The organism is Nocardioides sp. (genome assembly GCF_050246775.1).
GTDB lineage: Bacteria > Actinomycetota > Actinomycetes > Propionibacteriales > Nocardioidaceae > Nocardioides.
The window spans coordinates 381,354-403,624 of the sequence record NZ_JBFWVK010000001.1 but is presented as its reverse complement, the minus strand read 5'-3'; the positions used below and the strand labels follow the sequence as shown (position 1 = coordinate 403,624).

Below are 22,271 nucleotides of genomic sequence, written 5' to 3'. Positions count from 1 at the left end.
CTGCTAGTCGAGGTCGACGATCACCGGGGCGTGGTCGGAGGCACCCTTGCCTGCCCGCTCCTCGGTGTCGATGAACGCATGCGTCACGCGGGCTGCCAGGGACGGGGAGCCCAGCACGAAGTCGATGCGCAGTCCGCGGTTGCGTTCGAACCGTTGACGGTAGTAGTCCCAGTAGGTGTAGACGTCCGGGCCCGGCGTGTGCGGCCGGACCACGTCGACGTACCCGTCGTCGAGGAAGTGCTGGAAGGCGGCGCGCTCGCGCGGTGTCACGTGCGTCGAGGTCGCGAACTGGGCCATGTCGAACACGTCCTCGTCGCGCGGGGCGATGTTCCAGTCACCCACCAGCGCGGTGTCCTCCTCCAGCCAGTCCGCGGCAGCGGCCCGCAGCCGTTCCAGCCACTCCAACTTGTAGACGTAGTGCGGGTCGTCGACCTTGCGACCGTTGGGGACATAGAGGGACCAGACCCGCACGCCGCCACACACCGCACCCAGCGCCCGGGCTTCGGCAACGGCCGGCTCACCGAACAACGGCATCGCCTCGAAGCCGACCTGCACGTCCACCATGGGCAGGCGACTGATCAGCGCCACCCCGTTCCACTGGCTGACTCCGGCGGCGGCGACGTCGTATCCCAGCGACTGCAGGCCCATCAGGGGCAACTGGTCCTCACGGGCCTTCGTCTCCTGCAGCGCGAGCACATCGATGTCGTGCCGTTGGAGCAATGCCTCGACGCGGTCGATGCGAGAGCGGATGGAGTTGACGTTCCACGTGGCGATGCGCACGGCTCGAGCCTAACGGCCCAGGATCGGCGGGTTTTGCCATCGCAGGGGCGTTCGGCCCTATCGTGGCTCAAATGGAGACCTATCCGCCCGGTGCGCGCCTCGCTGCTGGGCTGGTGCACACCTACACCGCGATCGGTTCCGTGCTGGCGCTGCTGATGGTGCACTACTCCTACGCCGGCAACGTCGAGGCAGTGCTCTGGCTCTTCCTGGCCGCCATGGTCGTCGACGGCACCGACGGCTTCCTGGCGCGGTACTTCCGGGTGAAGGAGGTCATGCCGAGCTTCGACGGTGCACTGCTCGACAACGTGATCGACTACATCACCTATGCCTTCGCGCCCATGGTCCTGCTCTGGGCCAACGGCTTCCTGCCGGACGGGTTCTTCGGAGGGGTGTGCGCGGCTCTACCGCTCATGGCCTCCTGCTACCAGTTCTGTCGCTCGGACGCCAAGACCGATGATCACTTCTTCCTCGGCTTCCCGAGCTACTGGAACATCGTGGCCTTCTACGTCGTCGTGGTCGGCTTCGGCCCGACGCCCACCGCAGTGATCCTGCTGGTCTTCACGGTGCTCGTCTTCGTGCCGGTGAAATACCTCTACCCCTCTCGCACGGTCACCCTGTGGGGGTTGAACATGACCCTCTCGGTGCTGTGGCTCGGCGCCTTCGCGCTCATCACCGCCCAGCTGCCCGACCCGCCGAGCTGGCTGGTCGTGGTCTCGCTGGGCTACCCCGTCTACTACACCGCCGTCAGCCTCTGGTTGACCGCGTCGACGGCTGCCAAGGTCCGCAGCAGCGAACGCCGAGCCGTCGGCGCCTGACCCACGCCGCCCCGGTCCTACGACCAAGGGACCATGGTGACCGTGACCTCGAATGCGAGACAAAGGAGTAGTCAACTCCTACAGCATGAAGAGGTCATCCCATGAAGAAGATCGCGATCCTCGGCGCCAGCGCTGCTCTTGTCCTGCTCCCCATTGGTGGCCTCGGCGCCGCCTTCGCTTCCGGCGGTGACGACTCCAGCGGTACGCCGAGCTCCCCGAGCAGCACCTCGGCGTCTCCCTCGAGCACCCCCTCGCCGAGCCATCACGCCGAGCCCGGCGATGACCATGGTCGCCACGGCGCCCGGCACCACGCTCGCCACCACGAGGCCGGCGACGACAACGGCCGTCACGGTGGTCGTCACGGTGGTCGTCATGGTGGCAACCACGCGGAGCCGGGCGACGACAACGGTGGCAACCACGCTGAGCCGGGCGACGACCACGGTCGCCACGGCGGCAACCACGCCGAGCCTGGCGACGACCACGGTCGCCACGGCGGCAACCACGCCGAGCCTGGCGACGACCACGGTCGCCACGGCGGCAACCACGCCGAGCCTGGCGACGACCACGGCGGCGATCACGGCGACGACGACGGTGGCCGCCACGGTGGCAACGACGACAGTGGCAACGACGACGGTGGCCGCCACGGTGGCAACGACGACGGCCCCGGTCACAGCTGATCCAGCCCCACGACCAGCTCCCGCCTGATCCGCCCCCCACGGATCGGGCGGGAGCTCTGGACACGGTAGGGCGGGCTCGGCCATGGTGGCGCCTATGCGCTTCCTTCTCGCCGCCCTCGCCCTGCCCCTGTTCGGGCTTCCTGCCGCGGTCGCCACCGGCACCGCGACCGCCACACCGCAGCCCGCGAGCGGGCCCGCAGCGACCGGGCACCACGCACTGTCCTGGCACCGGGTCGACGTCGCCACCGACCAGCAGTTCCGCGGCCTCGATGCCCTGGACGCACGACACGCCTGGGTCGGTGGCAGTGATGGCGGGGTCTGGAAGACCAGCAACGGTGGCCGGACCTGGCAGGACGTCAGCCCGCCCGACACAACCGGGCTGCTGTTCCGCGACGTCGAGGCCACCGACCGGCGGCACGTCCAGGTGCTGGCCATCGGCGAGAACGACGCGAGCCGGATCTACCGCACCCGCAATGGCGGGCGGACCTGGCAGCTGACCTTCGTGAACGACGACCCTGCCGCCTTCTACGACTGCATGGCCATGTGGCCCGGTGGTCGTCACGGGCTCGCGATGAGCGACCCCGTCGACGGGAAGTTCCGGATCATCGCGACCCACGACAGTGGTGCCACCTGGCAGGTCGTCGACCCGTCCGGCATGCCGGACGCGGTGCCAGGGGAGTTCGGCTTCGCGGCCAGCGGCACCTGTCTGGTCACCGCCGGCCATCGAGATGCGTTCCTGGCCTCGGGTGGCGCGGCGGCCCGGATCTTCCACACCACCAACCGCGGCCGGACCTGGTCGGTGGCCGACTCGACCATCCCGGCCTCCGACGCGGGGGGAGTCTTCTCGCTGGCGCTGCGCAACCCTCGCCAGGGCATCGCCGTGGGCGGTGACTTCCTGGTCCCCGACAACGGCGTCGACATGTCCGCCTTCACCCGCAGCGCCGGGCACAGGTGGCACAACGGCGGTGATCTGGGTGGCTACCGTTCCGGCGTGGCCTGGCTGCCGGGCACGCGCCGCGGGGCCGTGGCGGTCGGTCCCACCGGCACCGACGTCACCTACAACGGTGGACGCTCGTGGCGCACCTTCAGCGACCTCGACTTCGATGCTGTCCAGTGCACCCGCAGCGGAGCCTGCTGGGCCAGCGGTCCCGCAGGAGCGGTGGCACGCCTGGTGCGCTGATCCGTCGAGACCGTTAACCGGTCCGCAACATCCTCGTCACGCCGCCGCGGCACTCTGGGCACGTGCCGGACCCGACCAACGTGCCGCCTGACCTGTCGTCGTGGACGGGCCATGTGGTCGTGTGCGGGCTGCACGACGAGGGACTGCGGGTCGTCGAGCAGCTCGACCTCGCGGGAGTCGCGGTCGTGGTCGTGGACCACGCCCCCGACGTACGGCTGGTCGGCGCCCTGGATGCGCTGGGCGTGCCTCACCTCGCCGCTGATGCCCGGATCCCCGAGACCCTGGCCGCGGTCGGGTTAGGTGGAGCGGCCGCGCTGATCTGCGTGGAGAGTGACGACCTGACGACGTTGGCCGTTGCCCTCCTGGCCCGGGAGCTGAGCCCGCAAACGCGGGTGGTGGTGCAGTTGCGGAACCCCGCCGTCGGGCGAGCTCTGCAGGACATCGGCGTGGCCGTGCTCGACGTAGCCCGCCTCGCGGCACCCTCGATCGTGGAGGGTTGTGTGCGGACCGGGGTGCGGACCCTGCACCTCGGTGGCGAGGACTTCGTGGTCACCGAGAGCACGGCTCCCCAGGAGGGCTCGCTGCGGGACCTGTACGGCGATCTCGCACCCATCGCCGTCGTACCCGCTGGGGGAGCGAGGGTGGAGATGACTCCCGGGCGCGACCACCGGGTCCGCTCTGGCGACACCGTGGTGGTCCTCGGCACCCCTGCCGACGTCCGAGCAGCTGGGGTGGCCGGCCCGCGGCCGAAGCCAGCGGCGCCTGCCTTCGTGGGCGCTCGTGCCCCTCGTGCCTCCGCTCCGCGCCGCGCTGCACTCGTGGGCTACCTCGTGCGCAGTATCGACCGCCGGATCAAGCTCGTGCTGTTCGCCCTCGCAGTCCTGGCCACGGCCTCGGTGTCGATGCTGATGCTCGGCTACGAGGAGCCGAGCGGGCGCCGCATGTCCGTCGTGGACGCGCTCTACTTCACGGTGGAGACGATCGGGACGGTCGGCTACGGGGACTTCTACTTCCGCGACCAGCCGCTGTGGCTGCGGGTCTGGGCCATCTGCCTGATGCTGGTCGGTGCCACCTTGGCCACCGTGTTCTTCGCGCTGCTCACCAACGTGCTGATCAGCCGGCGGATCGAGGCCACCCTGGGGCTGCGCCGGATCACTGGTCTCAGCGACCACGTGGTCGTGATCGGCGCCGGATCGATCGGGGTGGTGGTCGTCAGCCAACTGCGAGCCCGTGGGATCCAGGTGATTGCGGTCGAGGCGGATGAGGACAACCGCTACCTGGCCCAGCTCCGCGAACAGGGGGTCCAGGTCCTGGTGGCCGACGCGACCCTCCCCGAGACCCTGGGGACGGTCCAACTCGAGCGGGCACGAGCAGTGGCGGTCCTGACCAGTGATGACCTGGCCAACATCGAGTCCGGCCTGGCGGTCCGCGACCTGTTGGGTGCCCGATGGGCCGATGTCCCTGTCGTGCTGCGCCTCTTCGACCGACGGCTTGCCAACACCGTCGAGGCCAGCTTCGACTTCCGCTACGTCCGCTCGCCCGCGGCGTTGGCGGCTCCCTGGTTCGTCGGTGCCGCGCTGGGCATCGAGGTCCTCGACACCTTCTACGTCGGTGACGAGCCACTGCTCGTGGCCCGGCTCCCCGTCCGCGGTGGGGGACGGCTCGACGGCCTGCCCATGCGGGAGCTCTCCGCCCGGATCCGGGTCGTTTCACTGGTGCGCTCCGACGGGACACGTCAGCACCCACCACGGCGCGAGACCCGGTTCGCCGCGGGAGACGCGGCGTACCTCGTCGGGCCCTACGAGGAGCTGCTGCTGCTGCTGCGCTCGGACCAGCCGACCGATCGCACCAGTCCGGCAAGGCGGGCACCCAACTCCTCGGTGGAGGCCACCGTGGCCGCGCGGCCGCCGTCCTGAGTGATCCGGTCGGTCATCCACCGGGGCAGCACCAGCCCCAGCCGTGCGGTCAGGTCCTGGGCTCCGCTGAGGATCGCCGACGCCTCGTCGCCCCGGCCCAGCTCGGCAAGCGCAGACCCGATCCCGATGTAGGACTCGGCGGCCCGACGGTCCGCCACGGCCTCCGGGCTCTGCTCCACGACCTCGCCGAACCGCGCCAGGGCACGGGCGGGGTCCCCGGTCACCAACAGGAGCCAGCCGGAGGTGTGGCGCAGGAACAGCGGCATGTCGAAGCCCTCCAAGCGGTCCTCGACGCTGGTGAGCACCTGCATGGCCTCGTCTGCCTGACCGATCTCGACCAGGGCCAGGCACACGTTGTTGGCCACCGAGGCCATGGCTGCCCGAGAGCCCGAGCCCCGAGCCAGCGACCAGGCCTCATCGACCGAGGCCCGGGTCGCCGCGACGTCTCCACGGGCGGCCTCGATCAGGGCCAGCACGCCGAGCGCGTCGGCGAGCCGTTCGTCGGTGGAATGGCGTGCCGCCGCCACGGAGCGGCAGGACTGGTCGTGAGCCGCCTCGAGGTCACCGCTGGAGTGGCGCTCGAGGGCCTGGATGAGGTGCGCGCCGACCAGCCAGGAGTGATCGGCGTGGCGCTCCAGGACAGGCACCGCCTCGGCCGCGGCGGCCCGAGAGGCGTCCGGGTCCTGGTGGATCAACAGGTTGGCCCGCATGACCATGAGGTGCGCGCGTTGCCGTTCGTTGAGCAGCCCGCTGGCCAGGCACCGCTCGGTCCAGCGCAGACCGGGGCCGATGCTGTCGGTGAACAACCACCACCGCCCGAGCGTCAGGACGAGATCACCGGTGGTGTGGGCGTCGCGGGTGTCCAGCGCGTCCTTCAGTGCGGCCAGGTAGTCGTCGTGGTGGCGTCGCAGATCGGTGAGGAGCCGGTCGTTGCGCAGCGCGCCCCGCCACCGGCTCGCGTGCCACTCGCGGTGCCGGGCGCGGGTCGCGGCCAGGTCGGGGCCGGCGGAGAGGCCCTCGAGAGCCAGGTCGCGCACCGTGCGCAGCAGTCGCCAGGTCAGGTCGCCGTCCGGCGTACGGCGAACCTGGATGAGCGCCTCGCGTGCCAGTGAACGACAGATCGCCGCCACGTTGCCCGAGCCCGCGCCGTCCAGGGGACCCACGACCGCGGCAGCAGCGCTCAGGTCGAACTCACCCACGAAGATACCGAGACGACGCAGGGTGGTGCGCTCGTCCTCGACGAGACGCTCCGCGCTCCACAGCACCGTGTCACGCAGGCTCCGGTGCCGTGCCGGCCGGTCGAGTTCTGAGGTGGTCAGGTCGAGCGGGGTGTCCAGCAGGCCGACGAGCTCGCTGACGGTGCGCGAGCCGGCGTACCCCGCCACCAGTTCGAGGGCCAGCGGCAAACCGTCGACCCGCCGCGCGACCTCGCCGAGCGCAAGGACCTCGGCATCGGAATGCGCGGCGGAGTCCCGGTCGGCGAGGCGTTCGAGGAGCAGGCGTACGGCGGGCGCGGCTCGGGTGGCCTCGACGTCGTCCTCGGGCGCGGGACAGGGCAGGGGGTCGAGCACCAGTCGGCTCTCGCCGACGATCTCCAGCGCCCGCCGAGACGAGACGACCACGCAGAGGCGGGGGCAGGCGCGGACCAGCCGGCTCACGACCGGCGCCAGGGCGGCCCCGGCCCACTCGGCCTCGTCGAGGAACAGGGTGAGCCGACGCTCGGTCAGCGAGGTGATCAGGGAGTCGAGCGGCTCGCGGGCACTCACCGTGACGCCGAGCGCCATCGCGACGGCCTCGGCGACCTCGTCCTCGGTGACCTCGCCGACGTTGGCGAGGTCGAGATAGCCCACGGGGCCCGACTCACGAGACCGCCAGTAGTGCTCGGCCAGCAGCGTGCTCTTGCCGACCCCGCCAGGACCGATGATCGTGACGATCCGACGAGACCCGAGGGTATCCAGCGTGCTGAGCTCAAGCTCTCGACCGATCAGGGCCGTGGTGGGTGCCGCTGGGGCACCGGGTGGGGGATCGGCGGTCGTTCCCGGTGCCGGCGCTCCCTCGAGATCAGTGTCGTGGGCCAGGATCCGGGCGTGCAGTCGCTGCGTGGACGGGTTGGGGTCCACGCCGAGCTCGTCACGCAGCGTCGCACGCAGTCGGTCGTAGGCGGCGAGAGCGTGGGCTTGGCGGCCACAGCGGTACGCCGCAAGCATCACCAGCTCGTGTGCGCGCTCGCGCAACGGGTCACGAAGGATCAGGTCCTCGGCGAGCGTGAGGGCCTCCTGCATGGCAGCGGCGTCGCCGCTGGCGAGGAGGTCGTCGATCAGCGCCTCCTGGGCGCTGTGGCGCAGCTCGGCCAGCCGAGGCTGTTCGGTGGCCGTGAGGTTCTGGCTCACGTCGGAGTACGCCGGGTCGGCGCGCCAGAGCGCGAGGGCGGAGCGCAGCTCGGCGGTGCTCTGCGTGGTGGGTGCGCCGCGGGCGCGGGTCAGGTGGTCCTCGAAGGCGACCTGGTCGATCGGTGCCTCAGCCAACCGGTAGCCGGTGCTCGTGGTCTCGATGGTATCCGCGCCGAGTCGATGGCGCAGCCGGGCCACCACGGTGTGCACGACAGTGGCGTCGAGACCCGTGGCTTCGGACTGCCAGACCTGGTCGAGCAGCACCTGCGGGTCCACCGACTGGCCCCGGCGCAGGATGAGCAGCGCCAGGACATCGCGCCCGCGCTGCCCGCGTGGGGTCACGTCACGGCCGTCGCGGAGCGCCCGCAGCGGGCCCAGTACGGCGTACTGCACGAGGCCATGGAACCACGATCTCCGGGGCCGGCGCGCGCTCGTTTCGGTCGGCCAGGGCTGTCACCGGGAGGTAGAGGTCGGCTGGCCGACCGGGGCGGGGACGGGCACCGAGGCGCCTGAGCGCACTCTGGACCAGGCGGTTCTCGGGATGCACCGTGGCCAGGAAGTGGGTGATCCCGGAGGTGGTGGCGCTGGCCGCGGCAGCGGCGACCAGCGCCTTCCCCAACCCTCCCCCTTGGTAGGAGTCACTGACGTCGACGGCGAGCTCAGCGGTGGCGGTCTCGTTGTGCAACCGGATCCACCGGGCCAGTCCGACGCCACGTTCGCGCACCCCCGCGCAGCCCGCTGCGGTGTCCCGCATGCGCCGTACCGCCACGACGACGGTGTGTCGTCCCGGCTCGACCGCCGAGAGGTGGCGCAGTGCCGCAGCGGTGAGGCGTGGGGTGACGGCGTGGTAGCGCAAGAACCGGGACTGTGCCGACATCTGGTCGAAGACGTCCTGGACGAGATGGCTCTCACCAGGTTGGAGCAGGCGCAGGTGGATGTGGTCATGGGTGTGCATGGCCATGACTCTGCGCAGCGGGGCTGTCACCGATCTGTCGTGTGCCTGTCGGTGATTCGGAGGGTGGTGCGGTGCGGCCGTAGACTCGCGCCCCGTGGCACTCACCATCGGCATCGTCGGACTCCCCAACGCGGGCAAGTCGACGCTCTTCAATGCCCTCACCAAGAACGACGTCCTGGCGGCGAACTATCCGTTCGCGACCATCGAGCCCAACGTCGGGGTGGTGGGTGTGCCCGATGACCGGCTGCCTCGGCTCGCCGAGGTGTTCGGATCGGCTCGGATCCTGCCGGCAACGGTCGAGTTCGTGGACATCGCCGGCATCGTGGCCGGCGCCTCACAGGGTGAGGGACTGGGCAACAAGTTCCTGTCCCACATCCGGGAGTCCTCCGCGATCTGCCAGGTGACCCGCGTCTTCCGAGACGAGGACGTCACCCACGTCGACGGCGAGGTCAACCCGGCCAGCGACATCACCACGATCCAGACCGAGCTGATCCTGGCCGACCTGCAGACCGTGGAGAAGGCGATCCCGCGCCTGGAGAAGGAGGCGCGCGGCAACAAGAGCGTCGTGGCCAACCTGGAGGCCGCGCGCGAGGCCCTGGCCGCGTTGGAGGCGGGTACGCCGATCATCGCCACCACGATCGACCGGTCCCTGATCCGCGAGCTGTCGCTGCTGACGGCCAAGCCGTTCATCTACGTGTTCAACTGCGACGCCGACGAGCTGGCTGACGAGGCGCTCAAGGACCAGATGCGCGCCATCATCGCCCCAGCCGAGGCGATCTTCCTAGACGCGAAGTTCGAGGCCGAGCTGGTGGAGCTCGGCGACGACGACGAGGCGCGCGAGATGCTGGCCGAGATGGGGGTCGACGAGCCCGGGCTCGACGTCCTCGCTCGGGTCGGGTTCGACACCCTCGGGCTGCAGACCTACCTCACCGCCGGCCCCAAGGAGTCCCGCGCCTGGACGATCCCCAAGGGCGCCACCGCCCCCGAGGCCGCCGGCGTCATCCACACCGACTTCCAGCGCGGCTTCATCAAGGCCGAGGTCGTGTCGTTCGCGGATCTCGTGGCGCTCGGCTCCATGCAGAAGGCCAAGGAGGCCGGCAAGGTCCGCATGGAGGGCAAGGACTACGTCATGGCGGACGGTGACGTGGTGGAGTTCCGCTTCAACGTCTGAATCGGCGCGTTTGCGCGGTTCAGAGCTGTGTCGGTGGTTGCGGTGCGCACCTGGGTCGCATGCCCTGCGGCGTCCTAGGGTGAAGGCATGTACTTCGAGAACGTCGTCTTCGACGCCACCGATCCGCAGACCACCGGCCGGGCCTGGGAGGCCGAGCTCGGCACCGAGACGCTGACCGACGAGGAGGCCGGGTTCGAGACGCGCCTCTCGGTGTCCGGCGGCCCCGAGCTCGACCTCTGTTTCCAGCGGGTGCCGGACGAGCCGACCGAGCGTCCACGACTCCACCTCGACGTTGAGGCCGGGCAGCTCACGGCGCTGCGGCTCGAGTCTGCCGACCCCACCCGGGACCTGGCCTTCTGGCAGTGGCTGACCAGCTGGGAGCCGGTCTCGGGCAGTGAGCTGGGCGGTCTCCAGCACCCGTCCGGCCGGGGGCCGGTGCTCGCGCTGGTGCCGGAGGAGGAACCCAAGCCGGAGGCCAAGAACCGGACCCACCTCGACCTCCGGCTGGAGTCCGACGACGATGCCGATGCGGTCGCCGCCCAGATCGCGGACCGAGGCGGGCGCGAGCTCCACTTCGGGTGGGGAGACCTGCCCTGGCGCCACTTCGCCGACCCATCGGGCAACGAGTTCTGCGTGCTGCCCGCGCGGAAGGGCTAGGTCGGCAGCGCAAGACGAATTGGGTACCCCTAGGGGTATTTGGACAACCCGACGTATACCCCCTAGGGTATGTGTCATGACGATCGCTGACGCACGCCGACACACCCGCACGACTGATCCCGACATCGGCTACCGCCCCGGCCCTCTGGGCCGGCTCGGCGTGTGGGTGAGTGACCACGCCAAGCTCACCACCGCGGTGTGGCTGCTCCTCATCGTCGGCCTCGGCATCTTCGCCCCCCGGGTCGAGTCCGAGCTCTCCGGCGCCGGCTGGCAGGCCAACGGCTCCGACTCGGTCACGGCTCGCGAGCTCGCCCAGGAGCACTTCGGCGGCAACGCCTCCACCGCGATCCAGGTCGTCGTGACCTCCACGGACGGCCCGGTCACCGAGGGGTCTGGCAAGGCGGTGCTGGCGGAGGCGACCGCGATGCTGGAGGCGGACCCGCGGATCGCGAACGTGGTCCAACCGCAGCCGGGCGCGACCCTGAGCCAGGACGGCGCGACCGCCGTCCTGCTGGCGGGAGCGGCTGCCGACCCCAATGAGATGGTCCGGGTCGCCGACGACCTCAAGGGACCGCTGCAGGACCTGTCGACCACGGGCGTTCAGGTGAACCCCACGGGTGCCTCGCTGCTGTGGTCGGACTTCAACGAGGCCAACCTGTCGGCCATGATGAAGTCGGAGATGGTCTCGTGGCCCGTGACGCTGGCGATCCTGGTGTTGGCCTTCGGTGCCCTGGTGGCAGCCGGCCTGCCGCTGATCCTCACCCTCGCCGGCCTGGTCGCATCGGCCGGCTCCCTGGTCCTGATCAACCACCTCGTGCCCGTCTCCATCTGGGCGATGAACTTCGCCATGATGTTCGCGCTCGCGCTGGGCATCGACTACGCCCTCTTCCTCGTGGTGCGCTTCCGGGCGGCCCGGATGGGGCACCACGAGAGTCCCCGACAGGCGATCGCCGAGACGATGGACACCGCAGGCAAGGCAGTGCTGCTCTCCGGGGCGACCGTCCTGATCTCGCTGTCGGCCGTGATGCTGGTTCCGTCGCCCTCCTTCCGCTCGATGGCCGGCGGGATCATGCTCGCCGTCGTCTTCGTCCTCGCCGCGACCCTCACCCTGCTCCCGGTGGTCCTGGCCAAGCTCGACCAGCGGATCAACAAGTTCGCGCTGCCGTGGGTGCACACAGGGGAGCACCGCTCGGCGAAGTTCGCCGCCTGGGGAGAGAGGCTCTGGAAGCGCCCGCTGGCCTGGGGGCTCGCCTCGCTGGTCGTCCTGCTCGCCCTGGCCGCCCCCATCGTCGGTCTCAAGACTGCGATGCCCTCGATCAAGGTCCTGCCCGAAACCGCCAGCGCGCGGATCGGCTATGACCAGGTCCAGGCCGCGTTCGGCGCCGGCGCCCCAGGCGCTCTGCAGGTCGTCGTACCCCAGGGCGATGCGGAGGCAGCCGCCGCCACCCTGGCCGATGACCCCGGCATCGCCGGGGCGATGCCCGGAGTCGTCGCGACCGACGGGTCGTCGTACGTGCTCATCCAGGCGGTGCCCACGGTCGACCCGTCCGACCCGGCGCTGAGCGACACCGTCGATCGGCTGCGCGCCGACCTGCCCTCGAGTGCGGTCGTCGGGGGTGCAGCGGTCGAGAATCTCGACCTCAAGGCCCAGCTCGACGACTCCACGCCCCTCGTCATCGGTGTGATCCTGGCGCTCGGCTTCCTGCTGCTGCTCGTCGCCCTCCAGGCACCCCTCATCGCGCTGCTCGGCACCCTTGCCAGCCTGCTGTCCACCGCGGCGGCCTTCGGCGTGGCCCGACTGGTCTTCCAGGAAGGCTGGGGGGCCGGGTTCATGGGCTTCGAGTCGCAGGGCTTCCTCGACGCCTGGGCGCCGGTGTTCTTCTTCGCGATGATCTTCGCGATCGCGATGGACTACACGGTGTTCCTCCTGGCCTCCGCCAAGGAGCACTACGAGCGCTCCGGCGATCCGAAGGACGCCATGGTCGGTTCGCTCGCGCACTCGGGCCGGGTGATCTTCGCCGCCGGTGCCGTGATGGTCGCGGTGTTCTTCACCTTCGCCCTCTCCGGGCCGCTGCCGCCCAAGGAGATGGGCATCGTGCTGGGCGTCGCCGTCCTCCTGGACGCCTTCCTGGTGCGGCTCGTGCTGCTGCCCGTCCTGCTTCGCCTCACCGGGAAGGCGGCGTGGTGGGCTCCGACCTGGCTCACCCGTGTCCTGCCCGACATCCGGTTCTCCCACAACTGACCCTCGTCCACGACAAGAAGGAGCTCCTCCACTATGTGTCACGCAGTCACCTGCAAGACCTGCGGCAAGGCGACCTGGGCGGGATGCGGCCGCCACGTCGACCGCGCCCTGGCCGGTGTCCCCAGTGCGAATCGCTGCCCGGGACATGTCAACGAGAGCTCGGGTCGGCTCGGACGCTTCTTCGGGCGCCGGCCATGAACCTCGACCGAGCCGTCCTCGCAGTGGCCGGGAGCGTCGTCCTCCTCAGCGTGCTGCTGACCGTCACCGTCTCGACCTGGTGGATCCTGCTGACCGCCTTCGTCGGGCTCAACCTGCTTCAGTCGAGTCTTACCGGCTTCTGCCCGGCCGCGATCGTCCTACGGCGGTTCGGCGTGGTCAGCGGATGCGCCTTCACCTCGAAGGAGGAGGTGGCAGCCAGATGAGCCGCGTGGTCATCCTCGGAGCAGGGGTCTCGGGACACACCGCCGCGCTGCACCTGCGGCGGATGCTGGGCAAGGAGCACGAGGTCCTCGTCGTCTCGCCCAACTCGCAGTGGAACTGGATCCCCTCCAACATCTGGGTCGGGGTCGGGCGGATGGGCGTCAAGGACGTGACCTTCCCCCTCGCCCCCGTCTACCGGCGCCAGAAGATCACCTTCACCCAAGCCAAGGCCGTCGCCCTCCATCCCGACGGCGACACCACGGACCCCCGGCCGGCGGTCGACGTGGTGCACACCTCTGCGCAGAGGATGGGGGAGCACGAGCTGATCCGCTACGACTACCTGATCAACGCGACCGGACCCAAGCTGAACTTCCAGGCAACGCCTGGTCTCGGCCCGGACGGCAACTCGTGGTCGGTCTGCACCGCTGGCCACGCCGTCGAGGCCGCTGCCGCGCTCGAGGACGTCATCGCGCGACTCCGCAGCGGCCAACCCCAACGCCTGGTCATCGGCATGGGTCATGGCACCTGCACCTGCGAGGGCGCCGCCTTCGAATACGCCTTCAACGTCGAGCACGAGCTTCGAGCAGCCGGCGTGCGTGACCTGGCCGAGGTCGTCTATCTCTCCAACGAGCACGAGCTCGGCGACTTCGGGGTCGGCGGCATGGTCTTCGGTCAACGCGGTTTCCTGACGTCCAGCCAGACGTGGACCGAGTCGCTCTTCCGTGAGCGCGGTGTCCGGGCGGTCCTCGGCGCCCACGTCGAGCGCGTCGAGGAAGGCAAGCTCTACTACGAGACCCTTGCCGGCGACCACGAGAGCCTGACGTTCGACTTCGCCATGCTGCTGCCGCCGTTTCGTGGCGCCGAGCTGCAGGCCTTCGATCGACTCGGCGAGGACATCACCGCCACCATGTTCGCGCCCAACGGGTTCCTCAAGGTCGATGCGGACTACACCTCCAAGCCGTACGACGACTGGCGCGCGGCCGACTGGCCATCGACGTACCAGTCCCCGGCCTACGGCAACGTCTTCGGGGTCGGGATCGCCTTCGCCCCTCCGCACCAGATCTCGCGGCCGCGAACCAGCCCCAACGGCACCGTCATCACGCCAGCGCCACCACGGACCGGCATGCCCTCGGGGATCATGGGACGCCAAGTCGCCCGCACGATCGCCGACATGATCCAGACGGGCGCCACCGAACCGACACACACCGCATCCATGGCCGACATGGGCGCCGCGTGCGTGGCGTCCGCAGGCACCGGCCTGCGCTCGGGATCGGCAGCCGCCATGACCATGTACCCCGTCGTTCCGGACCACCAGAAGTACCCCCACGGTGGCCGCAGCCTGACCGACACCTTCGGCGAGATCGGGTTGGCGGGGCACTGGGTCAAGCACGCGTTGCACTACCTGTTCCTCTACAAGGCCAAGGCGCGCCCCGGATGGTTCCTCATCCCCGAATAACCCCGTCCTTCCCTTCCATCGAACCAGGAGCATCAGATGACCGACACCGATGACCGCATCGCCAGTGCCCCCTTGCCCACGGCCCGCACCCTGCGCCGGCGCAACGGACTCCTCATGCAGAGCTGGCGATTCGTCGTGATCAACCTCCGGATGATCCGGATGATCCGCCGCAGCCACACACCTCCCGCTCACCACTGACCCGCCCAGACAGGAAGGCCCCTCATGACCACCACCACCAGCGAGCACGCCCACGGCAAGGACGTCCTCGACGCCCTCAACCCGCTGCACCGGGAACTGCGTCGCGCCGTGCCCGACGTCTACAAGGGCTTCGGCGAGCTCCACAAGGCTGCCTTCGCCCCCGGCGCCCTGGACCAGCGCACCAAGGAGCTGATCGCCCTAGCCATCGGCGTCGTCGAGGGGTGCGACGGCTGCATCGCCTCCCATGCCCAGGCGGCTGCCCGCGCCGGTGCCACGAAGCAGGAGGCGGCCGAGGCCATCGGCGTCACCTTCTTGATGAAGGGCGGCCCCGCCACCATCTACGGCCCGCGCGCCTACGACGCCTTCTGCGAGTTCGCCGACGCTCTCGCCTGACCCGATGACGTCGCGGGGGCGGTTGCGTGTGAGGATCCGTGCATGGACAGGACCGTGGGTGCCGAGCTGGGAATCACCGCCTTCGGCGAGTGCGAGATCGAGCTGCAGATCGCGGTCGCTCGGACTCCGGGACTCCAGGTCACCGAGAAGCTCACGGTCGTGCACGAGAGCGGTGAGGTGGTCCCGGTCGAGGTGACGACACCTCACGGCGGTCGCCTGCACCTCCTCACCCTGCCGGCCGGCTCCTCCCAGGTCTCCTACGAGGCACAGGTGCGTGGCACTGCCGACCTCCCCACTCCGGAGCTGGCCGACCTGTCGCTCTACCGGCGACCCAGCCGCTATATCGAGTCCGACACCTTCGGTGGTTTCGCCACCTCCGAGTTCGCCGGCGTCCAGGACGGCGAGCTCCTCGAGGCCGTCTCCTCGTGGGTCGGCACCCGTCTGGTCTACGTGCCGGGAAGCAGCGGGCCCACCGACGGAGCGACGGAGACCCTGCTGAGCGGGGCAGGGGTCTGCCGCGACTACGCCCACCTGGTGATCGCCCTGCTGCGCGCGCTGCGGGTCCCCGCTCGACTGACCGCCGTCTACGCTCCCGGCTGCGACCCCATGGACTTCCACGCCGTCGTCGAGGCCTTCGTCGCCGACGGCTGGTACGTCGTGGACGCGACCGCCCTCGCGCCCCGCTCCTCGCTCGTGCGCATCGCCACCGGCCGCGATGCCGCAGACACAGCGTTCATGACCGTCGTCAACGGGCGGGCCGACCTGAACTGGTCGGCAGTGACCTCCGTCGCCGACGACGGACTGCCCCAGGACGACCTCGATCAGCTGGTCGCCATCCGCTGAGCCGACTCCTCATCGTGCTGGCCCCCACCCGCGTGCTCAGGGGCGGAAGCTGGCGCGGTAGTCGGTCGGCGTACGGCCGGTGAGGTCGCGGAAGGCCGCGTTGAACGCCGACAATGAGGTGTAGCCGACCGCATGCGCGACGGTGGTGATCGAGTCGTCGCCCGCGGCGAGCCGCTCGATGGCCCGCAGCACCCGCATCCGGCGCAGGACCGCCCGCCAGGTCATGGCGCACTCGTCCTCGAACCGGCGGGCCAGCGACCGCGGCACCAATCCCACCTCGTGCGCGATCTCCTCGAACGTGACGTCGTCGGCCAGGCGTTCGCCGGTCAGGGCCAGGGCCTGGCGCAGCTCAGGCGACCGACCGGCCGGGACACTGACCGGACTCGGTCGTGCTGCCAGCCGCCATGTCACAGCCGCCAACGCACCGAACACGGCGCGCGCGTACGGCGGCAGCGGCTCCTCGGCGTCGGGCCACGCGACGCACTCCGAGACCAGGGCCCGCGCCAGCGGGCTCAGGTCGAAGACGGTGAGCGGCCCGGGTGGTGCCGGTGCGAAGCCGGGGTCGAAGAGGACTGACGACGTGGTCACCGGATGCGGGATGGCGACCTGGATGGGCTCACCGGCCGCAATCAGGGCGGCACGTGCTGGTGGAAGCAGCCACGAGCTCCCGTGGGCCTCCAGTCGCAGTGCGCCGGCGGAGGCGCACAGCAGGTAGTGCCGGTCGACACACAGCTCCGAGGACAGCGCCGCCGGGAACTCCCGCGCGAACGCATACGCTTCGCGTCTCACGAGTTGCCTCGCATCCGCTCAGCCTAGTGGGCCCTCGCACCGCGCCAGGGCGCTCAGACCGTCTCGAGCAGTGCGGCACTGAACCGCCGACTCACCGGGGGAGCGGTCACCAGCGGTCGGAGGACCTCGCCCGAGCGGGCGAACGCCTCCGAGGACAGGTAGGCCCCGAACGACGACTCGTCGCTCCATTCGTGGATGACGGCGACGGACTCCTCGTCATCGCGGGCGGCGTACACCCGGAAGTCGAGGTTGCCGGGCATGGCGCGGATCTCCTCGCGCTCCGCGTCGAGCTGGGCCAGTGCGGCGGCCCGGTCCTCGGCGGCGGTGCGCAGGTCGAGTACGGCGATGAGCATGATGTTCTCCTCGAAGCTGGGTCTGGGGTGACTGACCTGCCCATCGTGGCGGCGAAGAGCACCGTCCGGCTCGCGCCGGTCGGACTCGTTCGCGCTCCCAACGGACACCTCCCGACAGGGCTCAGCAACAGCCCGGCTCCGGCCCGTCACCGCCCGAGAGCCGGATCAGCCGGGAGCCCGCAGGCGCGTGGTTCGGGTGGGTGAAGTCCCACTGACCAGACAGCCGCCACTCGCCGACGCCGTCGAAGATCCCCGACCACGGTGTGTCTCGCACCGTGAGGGAGGCTCCTTCGCCGCCGTTGATCGTCGTGCCCGGGTAGGCCGCGTGCAAACGCCTCCAGGGGTCGCCGAGACCCACCCCGCTGCCGGCCAGGCGCACGTCGACGCCCGTCTCCTGGGTCGGCTCGCCCGCCAGCACCCAACCTCGCAACTGCAGCGTCTGCGGCTGATCTCCGCCGAAGATGACGCAGAGGGCGTCCCAGCAGGTCTGCGAGGTGACCGGATAGTGCCAGCTCGGCGAGATCGGGTCGGCGGCGTCCTCGAACCAGCCCTCGCTGCCCCGGATGCGGAAGTAGCGCTGCGGGCCGTTTCGTCGGTCCGGGTCCCCGAGGCGCTCGGTGAGGACGGCGACCACCTCTTCGGCATCGGTGCCGAAGGCCAGCGTTCCCACGCCCGAGCCGGAGACGGTGATGCTGCCGCCCATCGGCGTGGCCGGCGAAGGCGAAGGTGGTGCGGCCGAGCCGGGGCCGGTGTCGTCGGCGAGGACCCGGGTCAGGCCGAGCACGCCCACGCCCACCACCACGGCGCAGACAGCCAGCAGGAGAAGACCTCGGGTGCGCCGGCGCCCACCGGTGTCGGCCGCGTCCTGGGAGTGCTGTCGCAGCGTGTCGGTCATGATGCGCTTCCTTCGATGCCGGAGAGGACGGCGTCGCCGAGCAGCGCCCCTTGCAAGAGAAGACGACGCTGACGTCCTTCTGGTTGTCTCAGTCGAGGAAGTCGGTGAACTCTCGGGTGGTCATGGTCTGGCCGAACTGGTAGCGGAAGCGGGCGAGCGCGAACGCGTGCGCCTCCTGGGCCGAGAACCCCTCGAAAGGCTGGGAGGCACACGCATCCTCCAGGACGACCACCTTGATCCCGGCCATGCTGAGGCCGTCGGAGGTGGTGCCCACACAGATCGGGGTCGTCAGGCCACCCATCACCACGGTGTCCCAACCGTGCTCGGCGAGGATCTCGAGCAGGTTCCCGGCGGACACGGCGGAGAAGCCGGTCTTGCGCATCTCCAGGTCCCCGGGCTCGAGCAGACCCGGATGGAACTCGGCGTTGGCCCGTCCCGACATCAGCGGATGGTGCTCGACGATCTCGGTGATCGGCTCGCCGTCAGGCCCCGGGTAGTCGCTCGGGTAGTAGATCTCGCGACACATGATGACCCGGCCACCGTGCCGGCGCCAGCTGGTCGCAGCGTCACGGAAGTTGCCCACCGCGGCATCGGCGTCCGGGGTGTGCTCCCACGCCTGGTCCCCGAAGGCCAGCTGGAAGTCGATCCCGAGCAGCACGGTGTGACCGGGGTCGAGGTCGTAGGGCTCTTCGACGCGTGGGTTGTTGCCCATGTCGGGTCCTGTCCGCTGAGGCGTACGTCGGGGTGGGATCGAACCTCCCACAGACCGGGGCCGGGCGCACGGACCGCACGGGGAGGTCCAGACGGCTACCGTTGCGCCGTGAGCCAGGACGACGTGGGCAGGTCGGTCGACGCGGCCCTCGTGCCCATGGTCGCCGCGCTCGGCGGCTGGGGGGTCGAGGAGGGCCACTGGCTGCCGGACCGCGAGGGTGCGCCGGTCATCTGGTTGCGCACGCGGACGCGGGCCCAGCAGTCCGGCCTGCAATCGCAGGTCTGGCTGCTCCCGCAGGTGCAGGTCACCCTGACGAGGCTGGGAGTGCCGCACGACATCGTGTGGCGGGTGCGGGTCGAGATCACCTCCACCGAGGCCGAGGACGGCCTCTTCCTGGAATGAGCGGCGACCTGACTAGTTCGTGAGTCCGCGCACGATCTCGGCATCCAGGCGGTCGCCGGCATCGACGACGTGGGCCACCTGGCCCACGAGGCGGTCCGCCTCGCCCAGCAGGTCACCGGCACGCGCCACCTCGCCGGCCTCGGCGGCCAGTCGGGCCAGCGCATCGAGGGCGTAGACCTGCACCTCCACGTTGTCCGACCCGCGGGCTTCGGCCAGCACCTCCTGCAGCCCGCCCTCGTCATCGCGACCGGCGCTCAGCACGCACCGGGTGAGCAACGCGAAGTCGCCACCGCCGGCCGAGCGGTACCACCGCACGTTCTCCTCCAGCAGGGCCACCGCCGCCGCGATCTCCCCGGCACCGCGCAGGAGCCGGGCCAGGTTGAGCCGAGCCGTCGCGGCGAGTCGTCCGTCCCCGACCGCCAAGGCGTCGCGGATCGCCTGCTCGTAGGACTCCGCTGCCGCCGGGTCGCCGAGGCGGTGCTGGACCCGAGCCAGGGTGGCGCCGTGCAGGGCAGCCTGGCCGAGGAAGCCCATCGTGACCGACTCCTCGGCAGCTCGGCCGAGGGCCCGGGCGGCCTCGTCGTAGCGGTGCTCGGCCTGCGCGATCCCGCCGAGTATGGCCTCGGCGTGCACCGTCGCCCAGGAGTCGCCCAGTTCGGTCACCAGGCCCACAGCCTCACCGGCGTCACGCGAGGCCGCGGCGGTGTCGCCGAGCATCAGCGCGCCGTACGCCGACAGCAGCAGGCTGGCCGCCACCCGCCAGGTCAGCCCGAGGGGCCGACAGACCACCAGGCTGGCCGCCCCGTGCGCCAGCACCAGGTCCGGGCGTCCCTGCTGGATGGCGAGGAAGGCCCGGTGCCGCGCCACATCGGCACCCAGGACAGCGTCGTCCAGCCCGCTCGCGAGCGCGGCGGCCGCATCCAGGTCTGCCGCGGCGATCGCCACGTTGCCCGCCGAGGCCTCGAGCCAGCCCGCAAGCAGGAGCGCGGTGGCCGTGTCCCGGTCCGGGGTCTCGGCGGTGAGGGCCTGGCGGATGCGCGCGGCGCCGGCCGGCCCGTCGCCGAGCACCACCCACGTCCAGCCGAGACCGATGGCGATCCGGACGCCCAGTGCCCGATCGTGCTCGGCACACCAGGCCAGAGCCGCGTCGACGTTCGCCCGCTCGGTACGGGCGAACGCCAGGCACTCGGGTTGCCGCGCGCTGCGCACGTTCTCCTCGCACCAGGCCGCCTTCTCGGCGTACCACCCGGCGTGGGCAGCAGCCGCGTTCTCGGCGTCCTGCGACTCCGCCAGCCGCGCAGCGGCGAACGCGTGGATGCTGTCCAGCAGGCGGTAGCGAACTCCACCGTCCTCGGCAGTCTCGACGCTGACCAGCGAGCGATCGACCAGGCGGCTGATGGTGTCGAGCACCGAACGAGCAGGTACGCCGAGCGCCAGGAGCACGTGCTCGGTCGCGTCCAGGCCGGCGCTGCCGGCGAAGCAGGACAGCGCCCACAGGCCCCGCTGGTCGTCGGGGAAGAGCAGCTCATAGCTCCAGGCGATCGCGCCGGCCAGGGCCCGCCGACGCTCCGGGCGCTGGCTGTTGGGGTCACGCAGCAGGACGAACCGGTCGTCGAGCCGCCGGGCGATGTCACGCACCGAGAGGGAGCGCACCCGCGAGGCCGCCAGCTCGATCGCGAGGGGGAGGCCATCGAGCGAACGGCACATCGCCTCGACCGCCGTCACCGCGTCCTGGTCCAGCACCAGCTGGTGGCGCATCTCCCTGGCCCGGCGGGTGAACAGGGCGACCGACTCGTCCTGGGTGAGCGGCTGGAGGAGGTGGACCGACTCGCCCTCCAGCCCCAGGGGGACCTGGCTGGTGGTCAGGATGCGCACCTGGGGCGCTGCCTGGAGCAGGGAGGCGATGAGCGCCCCAGCCTCGGGAACGACGTGCTCGCAGTTATCGAGCAGCAGCACGGTTTCTGCCCCGGACAGCCGCTCGAGCAGGGCCGCCTCCCCGCCGGTCACGTGGAGGGTCTCGGCCACCACCTGCGCCAGTGCAGCGGTGCGGTCCACCGCGTCGAGACGCACCAGCCACACGCCCCCCGGAGCGGTCAGTGCGCCGCCGACCTCGACGGCGAGGCGGGTCTTGCCCACTCCCGCGGGGCCGACCACGCTCACGAGCCGGTGCTCGGCCAGCTGGGCGTGCACCGAGTCGAGGTCCTTGCCGCGGCCGACCAACGGCACGGCCGACGTCGAGACATTGCCCGGCACCCCGACCGGGCGCGGCGCCGTGACCGGGTCGAGCGCGGGGCTCTGCTGTAGCACCATCCGCTCGAGCGAGCGCAGCGCTGTTCCCGGCTCGATGCCGAGCTCGTCGACAAGCGCGCGGCGTACTCTCCCATACGCCGACAGCGCCTCCGCCTGCCTTCCGGCTCGGTAGAGCGCGGTGATCAAGGAGGTCCACAGCCCTTCGCGCAGGGGGTGCTGCTCGACCAGCGACTCGAGCTCGGCCACGACCTCGCTCCCGGCGCCCAGCTCGACCCGGGCCGCCATCGTGTCCTCGACCAGCCCGAGCCGCACCTCCTCCAGCCGCGCGCGATGCGCGGCGGCCCAGTCGCCGGCCTCCACCAGCACCTCCCCCCGGAACAGCGACACTCCGGCGCGGGCCAGCTCCAGGGCGCCGGCGACATCGCCGGCACCCCTGGCCTCGGCTGCCCTGGCTGCCAGCTCCACGGCCTGGAACGCGTCCACCTGGGAGGCCGCCACGGCGAGGGTGTAACTGTCCCGGCTGCCGAGGACCAGCTCCCGGTCGCCCAGGGCGCGACGCAGTTGGGAGACCTTCGACTGCAGGGTGTTGCGCCCCGTCGGTTCCGACCAGAGGTCCTCGATCAGCACGTCCGCGCGGACCGGTGCACCGGCGTCCAGGGCGAGCCGGGTCAGCAGCTCGGTCGTCCGGCCCGCCGGGACCTCGAGGCGTACGCCGCCCTGGCTCACCTCCACCGGACCCAGCACGGACACAGTCAGCACGGTCCGAGACTAGGGCGC

At 70.7% G+C, this 22,271-nt stretch carries 21 protein-coding genes; 13 read left to right on the top strand and 8 right to left on the bottom strand.

Translation table 11 applies throughout. The annotated features are described in order from the left end of the window. Positions 1-3: 3 nt before the first annotated feature. On the bottom strand, positions 4-780 hold the full coding sequence (locus AB7I40_RS02015) for an exodeoxyribonuclease III (protein WP_428346598.1): 777 nt from the start codon (positions 778-780) through the stop codon (positions 4-6). 71 nt (positions 781-851) lie between these two features. Between AB7I40_RS02015 and AB7I40_RS02010 the strand changes: the two genes are divergently transcribed. From AB7I40_RS02010 to AB7I40_RS01995, 4 genes are all read left to right on the top strand, one after another. Next, positions 852-1,595: a CDP-alcohol phosphatidyltransferase family protein gene (locus AB7I40_RS02010; protein WP_428346599.1), complete on the top strand. Its 744-nt coding sequence runs from the start codon at positions 852-854 to the stop codon at positions 1,593-1,595. 101 nt (positions 1,596-1,696) lie between these two features. Beyond that, entirely contained in the window at positions 1,697-2,272 is a 576-nt protein-coding gene (locus AB7I40_RS02005; protein WP_428346600.1) for a hypothetical protein, read from the top strand. Between the two features lie 94 nt (positions 2,273-2,366). Next, on the top strand, positions 2,367-3,452 hold the full coding sequence (locus AB7I40_RS02000) for an oxidoreductase (protein ID WP_428346601.1): 1,086 nt from the start codon (positions 2,367-2,369) through the stop codon (positions 3,450-3,452). Between the two features lie 62 nt (positions 3,453-3,514). Next, positions 3,515-5,368 carry an NAD-binding protein gene (locus AB7I40_RS01995; RefSeq protein WP_428346602.1) on the top strand — a complete coding sequence of 618 codons (1,854 nt, stop codon included), beginning with the start codon at positions 3,515-3,517 and terminating at the stop codon, positions 5,366-5,368. On the opposite strand, the gene AB7I40_RS01990 is transcribed toward AB7I40_RS01995, so the two are convergent. Both AB7I40_RS01990 and AB7I40_RS01985 read right to left on the bottom strand, forming a co-directional pair. Then, positions 5,251-8,151: a BTAD domain-containing putative transcriptional regulator gene (locus AB7I40_RS01990; RefSeq protein WP_428346603.1), complete on the bottom strand. Its 2,901-nt coding sequence runs from the start codon at positions 8,149-8,151 to the stop codon at positions 5,251-5,253. The genes AB7I40_RS01995 and AB7I40_RS01990 overlap by 118 nt on opposite strands. Further along, entirely contained in the window at positions 8,102-8,713 is a 612-nt protein-coding gene (locus AB7I40_RS01985; protein ID WP_428346604.1) for a GNAT family N-acetyltransferase, read from the bottom strand. The genes AB7I40_RS01990 and AB7I40_RS01985 overlap by 50 nt, the downstream gene beginning before the upstream one ends. A 94-nt stretch (positions 8,714-8,807) precedes the next feature. Here AB7I40_RS01985 and ychF point away from each other — a divergent pair, with 94 nt between their 5' ends. From ychF to AB7I40_RS01945, 8 genes are all read left to right on the top strand, one after another. After that, positions 8,808-9,884: a redox-regulated ATPase YchF gene (gene ychF / locus AB7I40_RS01980; protein WP_428346605.1), complete on the top strand. Its 1,077-nt coding sequence runs from the start codon at positions 8,808-8,810 to the stop codon at positions 9,882-9,884. An 87-nt stretch (positions 9,885-9,971) separates the two neighbouring features. Then, a complete protein-coding gene (locus AB7I40_RS01975; protein ID WP_428346606.1) occupies positions 9,972-10,541 on the top strand; it encodes a VOC family protein in 570 nt (189 codons plus the stop codon). A gap of 76 nt (positions 10,542-10,617) precedes the next feature. After that, complete coding sequence (locus AB7I40_RS01970) at positions 10,618-12,783, top strand: MMPL family transporter (protein WP_428346607.1); 2,166 nt, start codon at positions 10,618-10,620, stop codon at positions 12,781-12,783. Positions 12,784-12,977: 194 nt separating this feature from the next. Next, positions 12,978-13,205: a YgaP family membrane protein gene (locus AB7I40_RS01965; RefSeq protein WP_428346608.1), complete on the top strand. Its 228-nt coding sequence runs from the start codon at positions 12,978-12,980 to the stop codon at positions 13,203-13,205. Next, positions 13,202-14,659, top strand: coding sequence for an NAD(P)/FAD-dependent oxidoreductase (locus tag AB7I40_RS01960; RefSeq protein ID WP_428346609.1), 1,458 nt, complete (start codon positions 13,202-13,204; stop codon positions 14,657-14,659). Before AB7I40_RS01965 ends, AB7I40_RS01960 begins: the two co-directional genes overlap by 4 nt. Before the next feature lie 36 nt (positions 14,660-14,695). Then, positions 14,696-14,857, top strand: a complete 162-nt coding sequence (locus tag AB7I40_RS01955; protein WP_428346610.1) for a hypothetical protein — start codon at positions 14,696-14,698, stop codon at positions 14,855-14,857. A 24-nt stretch (positions 14,858-14,881) separates the two neighbouring features. After that, on the top strand, positions 14,882-15,250 hold the full coding sequence (locus AB7I40_RS01950) for a carboxymuconolactone decarboxylase family protein (RefSeq protein ID WP_428346611.1): 369 nt from the start codon (positions 14,882-14,884) through the stop codon (positions 15,248-15,250). 42 nt (positions 15,251-15,292) lie between these two features. Beyond that, a complete protein-coding gene (locus AB7I40_RS01945; RefSeq protein ID WP_428346612.1) occupies positions 15,293-16,093 on the top strand; it encodes a transglutaminase-like domain-containing protein in 801 nt (266 codons plus the stop codon). A gap of 36 nt (positions 16,094-16,129) precedes the next feature. Here AB7I40_RS01945 and AB7I40_RS01940 read toward each other — a convergent pair whose 3' ends face one another. The 4 genes from AB7I40_RS01940 to AB7I40_RS01925 all read right to left on the bottom strand — a co-directional run bounded on the left by AB7I40_RS01940 (position 16,130) and on the right by AB7I40_RS01925 (position 18,842). Further along, positions 16,130-16,882 carry a helix-turn-helix domain-containing protein gene (locus AB7I40_RS01940; protein WP_428346613.1) on the bottom strand — a complete coding sequence of 251 codons (753 nt, stop codon included), beginning with the start codon at positions 16,880-16,882 and terminating at the stop codon, positions 16,130-16,132. 53 nt (positions 16,883-16,935) lie between these two features. Further along, entirely contained in the window at positions 16,936-17,235 is a 300-nt protein-coding gene (locus tag AB7I40_RS01935; RefSeq protein ID WP_428346614.1) for a putative quinol monooxygenase, read from the bottom strand. Between the two features lie 121 nt (positions 17,236-17,356). After that, the gene (locus AB7I40_RS01930) at positions 17,357-18,130 is read right to left on the bottom strand and encodes a hypothetical protein (RefSeq protein WP_428346615.1); all 774 of its coding nucleotides are present in this window, start codon (positions 18,128-18,130) and stop codon (positions 17,357-17,359) included. Positions 18,131-18,218: 88 nt separating this feature from the next. Further along, the gene (locus AB7I40_RS01925; protein WP_428346616.1) at positions 18,219-18,842 is read right to left on the bottom strand and encodes a cysteine hydrolase family protein; all 624 of its coding nucleotides are present in this window, start codon (positions 18,840-18,842) and stop codon (positions 18,219-18,221) included. 108 nt (positions 18,843-18,950) lie between these two features. Here AB7I40_RS01925 and AB7I40_RS01920 point away from each other — a divergent pair, with 108 nt between their 5' ends. After that, on the top strand, positions 18,951-19,244 hold the full coding sequence (locus AB7I40_RS01920; RefSeq protein ID WP_428346617.1) for a hypothetical protein: 294 nt from the start codon (positions 18,951-18,953) through the stop codon (positions 19,242-19,244). A gap of 12 nt (positions 19,245-19,256) precedes the next feature. Here AB7I40_RS01920 and AB7I40_RS01915 read toward each other — a convergent pair whose 3' ends face one another. Beyond that, on the bottom strand, positions 19,257-22,253 hold the full coding sequence (locus AB7I40_RS01915; RefSeq protein WP_428346618.1) for a BTAD domain-containing putative transcriptional regulator: 2,997 nt from the start codon (positions 22,251-22,253) through the stop codon (positions 19,257-19,259). Positions 22,254-22,271 lie beyond the last annotated feature (18 nt).